The organism is Pluralibacter gergoviae ATCC 33028 = NBRC 105706 (genome assembly GCF_001598855.1).
Classification (GTDB): Bacteria; Pseudomonadota; Gammaproteobacteria; order Enterobacterales; family Enterobacteriaceae; genus Pluralibacter; species Pluralibacter gergoviae.
On sequence record NZ_BCZS01000070.1, the window covers coordinates 1 to 5,282 of the forward strand.

Annotated in this window: 7 protein-coding genes; 1 reads left to right on the forward strand and 6 read right to left on the reverse strand. The window is 47.6% G+C overall.

Annotation, left to right across the window (positions count from 1 at the left end; translation table 11 throughout):
- Positions 1–22: 22 nt before the first annotated feature.
- Positions 23–346 (reverse strand): hypothetical protein, encoded by a 324-nt coding sequence (locus ENGE1_RS28745; RefSeq protein ID WP_048255375.1) that lies wholly within the window; start codon positions 344–346, stop codon positions 23–25.
- Positions 347–354: 8 nt separating this feature from the next.
- On the reverse strand, positions 355–2,325 hold the full coding sequence (locus ENGE1_RS29420; protein ID WP_073971358.1) for a VENN motif pre-toxin domain-containing protein: 1,971 nt from the start codon (positions 2,323–2,325) through the stop codon (positions 355–357).
- Between the two features lie 43 nt (positions 2,326–2,368).
- Here ENGE1_RS29420 and ENGE1_RS25995 point away from each other — a divergent pair, with 43 nt between their 5' ends.
- Complete coding sequence (locus tag ENGE1_RS25995; protein ID WP_048255373.1) at positions 2,369–2,602, forward strand: SymE family type I addiction module toxin; 234 nt, start codon at positions 2,369–2,371, stop codon at positions 2,600–2,602.
- A 40-nt stretch (positions 2,603–2,642) separates the two neighbouring features.
- Here the strand turns inward: ENGE1_RS25995 and ENGE1_RS28750 are convergent, their stop codons facing one another.
- The 4 genes from ENGE1_RS28750 to ENGE1_RS29025 all read right to left on the reverse strand — a co-directional run bounded on the left by ENGE1_RS28750 (position 2,643) and on the right by ENGE1_RS29025 (position 5,148).
- Positions 2,643–2,969 (reverse strand): hypothetical protein, encoded by a 327-nt coding sequence (locus tag ENGE1_RS28750; RefSeq protein WP_146144430.1) that lies wholly within the window; start codon positions 2,967–2,969, stop codon positions 2,643–2,645.
- Entirely contained in the window at positions 2,969–3,571 is a 603-nt protein-coding gene (locus ENGE1_RS26000) for a hypothetical protein (protein WP_146144429.1), read from the reverse strand. The genes ENGE1_RS28750 and ENGE1_RS26000 overlap by 1 nt, the downstream gene beginning before the upstream one ends.
- 508 nt (positions 3,572–4,079) lie before the next feature.
- Positions 4,080–4,682 (reverse strand): hypothetical protein, encoded by a 603-nt coding sequence (locus ENGE1_RS26005; protein WP_048255371.1) that lies wholly within the window; start codon positions 4,680–4,682, stop codon positions 4,080–4,082.
- Complete coding sequence (locus ENGE1_RS29025) at positions 4,666–5,148, reverse strand: hypothetical protein (RefSeq protein WP_174543327.1); 483 nt, start codon at positions 5,146–5,148, stop codon at positions 4,666–4,668. The genes ENGE1_RS26005 and ENGE1_RS29025 overlap by 17 nt, the downstream gene beginning before the upstream one ends.
- Positions 5,149–5,282: the final 134 nt, after the last annotated feature.

Consider the following 5,282-nt stretch of genomic DNA (forward strand, 5'->3'; position numbering starts at 1 on the left):
TACGCGCTATATCAGACAGAAGCTAAAAATCAGAGTATTCGCTATATTCAATATCTTTTTCTGTCAATTCTTCAAAACCATCTTCTTTCAACATACTGTTAAAATAGCTTATTGTATCTTCTAAAGCTTCTTCGATAGTATTTCCATAACCTATTGCTGACTCTGGACAACCATCAAATTTTCTTTTGATTTGCAGATCAGTTCTTCCTTTATAATTGCCATGATCATCCTCATAAATTTTAACCTTCATTTTTGCATAGGGTAAAACAGTAATCATCCACACTGTAAACTCAGCAACAGTTTTTTCAATTCTCCCAACATGCTCTAACTTTAGGTCATGCCACATATGTCCCCCTATTGCTTACCAAATGAAATAATCTTACCGTTACCTGCGATATCAATATACTTCCCATTTTTATAGTATCTAGTAACGCCCTCAGTCGCCCCACTAATATTGGTTTTCCTCGCGCCTTTTAGATCATCAGCAAAGGCTTGAGCTTTACGAAGATATTGTTCAGTACTAGTTGCTCCAACTTCCTTACCATGTTTTTCATAATGTTTCTGCAGTGAGTCTTCAGATGAACCAAAACTCCCCTGATGCCAGGAATCTTCGATAGCATTTTTATTATTCGACAAATAAGCCAAATCATCAGCACTCGGTCCATCCGGAATCGGTGTTACTGTTGTATTTCCACCTGTATCTGGCTTACCGTCAGTATTCCCGGTATTTGTCGCTCCCTGACCTGAAGACTGATTATTCCCCGTATGCGACGGGATATTCCCAGTGGCGGTCTGATTTCCACCTGTATTAGTTGGTCCTGAATCAACAATCTGATTCCCCCCCGTATTGGAAGAACCATACTTACCTTCCAACAGCCCCAGATACTTACTGGTTATCTCATCGTTACCTGTCATTTTCAGGGTGATCAGATGATCCAGTTCTTCCGCAGAGATCTTGTCCGCGATTTCTTTCGCAACGACCCCGGTGATGCCTGCCTTGACTCCTATTTCCAGCAATTGCTCGGCAACTTTTGTCCTGCAGGGGGCTGCTATAGCACATCCTTCAACCAGAACCTTGCCCAGATAATTATTCTCAACCGCATTCTTCCCGGCCTGCGCCCCGGCCACTGCATCTGCGGTGCTGCCGCCAGTGAGCCCTCCCGCCAGCCCGGCCGCCAGGGTTCCCAGCGCACTGATGGTCTGCTTCTGCTCCTCCGTCAGTTTATCCCTCGGTACGCCCGGATATATCTGCTGCGCAATATACTCGCCCAGCGCACCGCCACTTGCCCCTGCCAGCGCGGAGTTGCCCTGGGCTGAGGCCACCACCGCCCCCAGTACCGCGTGCGCCATCAGGTTTGCGCTGATGTTCACCTCGCCGCTGGCGTCCTTCGTCCGGTTGTGTATCACCTCCGCCAGATACGGCGCTGCGCCTCCGGCAATCGCCGCCTTCAGGTCTCCCCCCGCCAGACCCTGCACCGCTGCCGTGGCCGCTGAAATCGCCTGCTGGATATCGCTCCCCGTGCCATATTTCTTCATGGCACTTTTGTATTCTTCCGTTTTGCGGAGCTCGTCATTGCTGTAATCCGGGTGCGCTTTTTTCGCCCGCTCCAGACCCGCAAGGTCGCCCTCCGTCCGCGCAATATCTCCGACCTGCGTCCCTGTCTCCCCGATAAGCTGCGCTTCCTGCAGGCGCCTCTGCTCCTTCTCCTTGTCAAATATCGGGCTCAGGCCGTTCGCCGCGTGCTCCGTGTCCCGGCTCAGCGTCGATACGTCCTGCTGCTGGTTGCCCGGGTCCCGGATGATGATGGTTCCGGCTTCCACCGCCGCGTGCGTCGTGCTGCTGTCGTGGCCGCTGCCGTGGGCGCCGGCCAGCGTGTTGCTCGCCATATTGCCGATAAACTGGCCCGCATAGCTCCCGCCTGTGCTCACCCCCGCGCTCTGGTGCTCTACCGTAAAGTCGGCCTGATTGCCGATATCCCTCCAGCCCAGCGTCCCCGTCTCCAGACGGTTTTTATCCGGAGTGGCGGTGGACGCAAACACCCCGCCGTTGGACTGGGTATGGCTGCCCACGTTGACGTCAAACCCGCCGTTGCCCGCAAACAGCCCCGACTGCTCCTGCACCGAATCGAAGTTGCTGTTCATCCGGTCGCGGCTGGCGCTGACGCTCGCCGAGCCGCTGAAGCCCGCGCCCCAGGTCACGCTGGCACCCGCGCTGCTGCCGGTCTGCTTCATGTCGTAGCGGTCACTGTCCTGCTCGCTGGTGATGGTCAGGTTGCGACCCTGGCTCCTGCCCTTGTCTTCCGGCACGCTTTGACTACCGGACACGCTACCGCCTCTCAGCAACGGAGATTAAGCGAGGCAGTTAATTATGGCTGAATGTAGTTCCAGGTCACAACAGCACGTCACCACAACCGCCGTCTGCGAGCCGCAGGCGCATTATTACAGGGTTGGCTACCGACCCAACCAGGGCCAGCCGAACCCGCTGCCGCAGCTCACCCTCAAGGGGCGATGGCTGGAAGCGCTGGGATTCAGCACCGGGCAGGCGGTGGTGGTCACCGCTGAGAAGGGACGGCTGGTTATTGAGCCGGAGATTAAACTCTGATGATAAAAAAAGATCCCGGTTAATTGGCCGGATCTTAAAGCTAATAGATAAAATCCTCTCGTCTAAATTGCTCGGGCCAATGACTTTCAAAGGCTACAGCCTCTATTTCTAGTACATTAGAGCTGATCAGTCGAACCATAAAACAGCCCCCATAAGGCATGTTTTTATGTTCAAAATTACGTTCCCAATATGTTGACTTATTATCTTGGACAGGTATAGAGCACTGCAACTTTACAGTTGTAAAAAAACCGACCCCTGTTCTATTCCTCTCCGTAACATCAGCATTAATCAATAATGCATCCAGATTAATGGATGATTCACTGAGCGTAAATGTTAACGCAAAGCGTTCTTCTTCAAGTAGCTGCATTAAAATGGCCTCATTGTCGCTGTTGATATCCTGAACTCACCATTAATAACAACTCCTTTAACACTGACATTGCTATTACCAACCCGAACAGTTACCCAGCTACCAGTCTGATAAGCTCCCGGCTCTTTAACTACCGATTGAGCTGCTTTATGCATTTCTTTTAGCGCAGCCTCAGGAGAACCAAATTCTTTTATCAGACCATTCATTTGATGTTTATCAGCAAAAATATGTGAGACTTTATTTGAGTCATAACCTAATCGCTCAACGTCTTTTTTCGCTGCCTCAACATTTGCCTGATTTCTCCCTTTTTCTTCATCCTCTGGCCCCCACCCACCAGGAGAACCAGAACCAGCCCCACCGATCTCCGCCTTATCAGCGTCACTCAGATCCTTTCCGATATTAGGCGTCGAAGCGGGTTTGTCACCTGATGAACTCTGTTGAGCCGGTAATAACTGGAAAGATCCCTGTTTATCCTGCTGCACAATGTAGTCATACGCTGCGCGCTGTTCCGGCGTCAGTTGAGCAACTGCATCCGCACGGCCGCCATTCATGGCCACAGACATAACATATTGCTGATCTGAAGGAGACAGTTTCTCCAGCACGGTTGTCGTCGCTCCTGCACCTACCAGGAACCCCAGGCCTTTCTCTATTGCCTCATTTCGACAGGCCGCAACTTTAGCGCATCCTTCCGCTATCAGTTTTCCACCACGTACAACAACGCTCAGCGAGTTATTCTCAACTTAAATTGATTAGATATTAGCTTCAACCTTTTGTCATCGTTCAAAGTGTTAACCCAAGAACTTTTCATGCTTTTCAAGACACTTTTATTAAGATTTCCATCCTTAGGTACAAGGTTTAATTTTTCTCTTGACTATTAAAAATACTGGTCATTAGATGTCTACCTTCATCATCAGAATTACCGTTACAATAGCGATAGGCCGGAGCAACTACCTCAACTGACCATCGAGAAAAGATAGCTGTAGCCGCTGGGCTCATCACTAGGTTGAGGATCTAAGTGACTACCAAACCGGGGCAGTTAATCATTTCGTTGGCAGCAAAAAGGCTACCCTATAATGTAAAATCAAGCTGTAGAGGGCGGGGTATCACTATTCACATCTGTAATTTCCAAAAATTCATGCCATTAATAAGCCAATATTGCTCTTTGTCTGGTACTAACAAACCAAAATTACTATTTGCTTGGATGCTCCAATCAGAAGGTACAGTCGCATCGTGGCTTCTATCCCAATCAGTATGACGATATATTTTTTTGTCAAAATTAATATAAAACTTAGGTAACCGCATTCTCCAGCTATCCCATTCAATTGATACTGGATCTGTTAACGTAGATAAAAATCGCTCAACATAATCATAAAAAATGACAAGCTTCTCATCGTCTCTGCCAAAAGTAAAAAAAAATCTCATCCAGTCAACCGTATAAATAGTAATATCATTTTTGGTTATATAATCTTTAAAGTTATCCTTAGATAATATAGGAAATCCATTCCTGAATGAACTTACGGCCTCGTCATATAAAGACTCTTTCATCCATCCTTTAGCTATATATGCCTTATATTCCGGCCTGACATCAATACAATAATTACATTTATTATCAATAACATAATAATGAACACCATCCATAACAAAGATAGCTATATCTTTATCGCCATTAAAAATGGCATCAAGTAAATTCTGATAATCAGTTTTTAAATTCATTCAGAAACTCCTCTTTTGTTAATACGCGAGCTTTTGATGAGTTTTGTTCTATCAGCCTATCCCACACCTTAGGTAGTTCAAGAGAAACACTAGGTTGCCCTTTTGTAGGATCGACAATCTTAGGAGCATTCGGGTCTTTCGGCACTCCAGGAATGGGCCTTTGAGGTACTGCAGCATCCATTATTTGTTTATTTAGAGCCGCATCAATTTCAAATACCACAACGCTACCATCTTGCCTCCTATTTGTTAGATAATAAGCAGCATGATTTGGTCCATTAGTACTAACGCACAATTGCCCACTACAACCCGAGTTAATAGTTACACTCCCGTCAGAGTTTACACTAATTCTATTCTGACTAGTTTGTGTACCATTTCCTCCACCTTCAACCCGAAAATAAGTTTCAGATGAGCTTGGTACTTTTTCTATAGGTTTTACCGTCGAGTTACCAGGTTTCACACCTGGCATCAGCCCCTATCAACCGCTTTGCCCGAACCTATACCTGCTATTCCGCCTACAATATATATTACGCCAAGCTGGTAACCTACCGCGGCCTTCGCATCAGCTTCGCTCATTCCGGTACGCATGTAGCTGGCCACCAT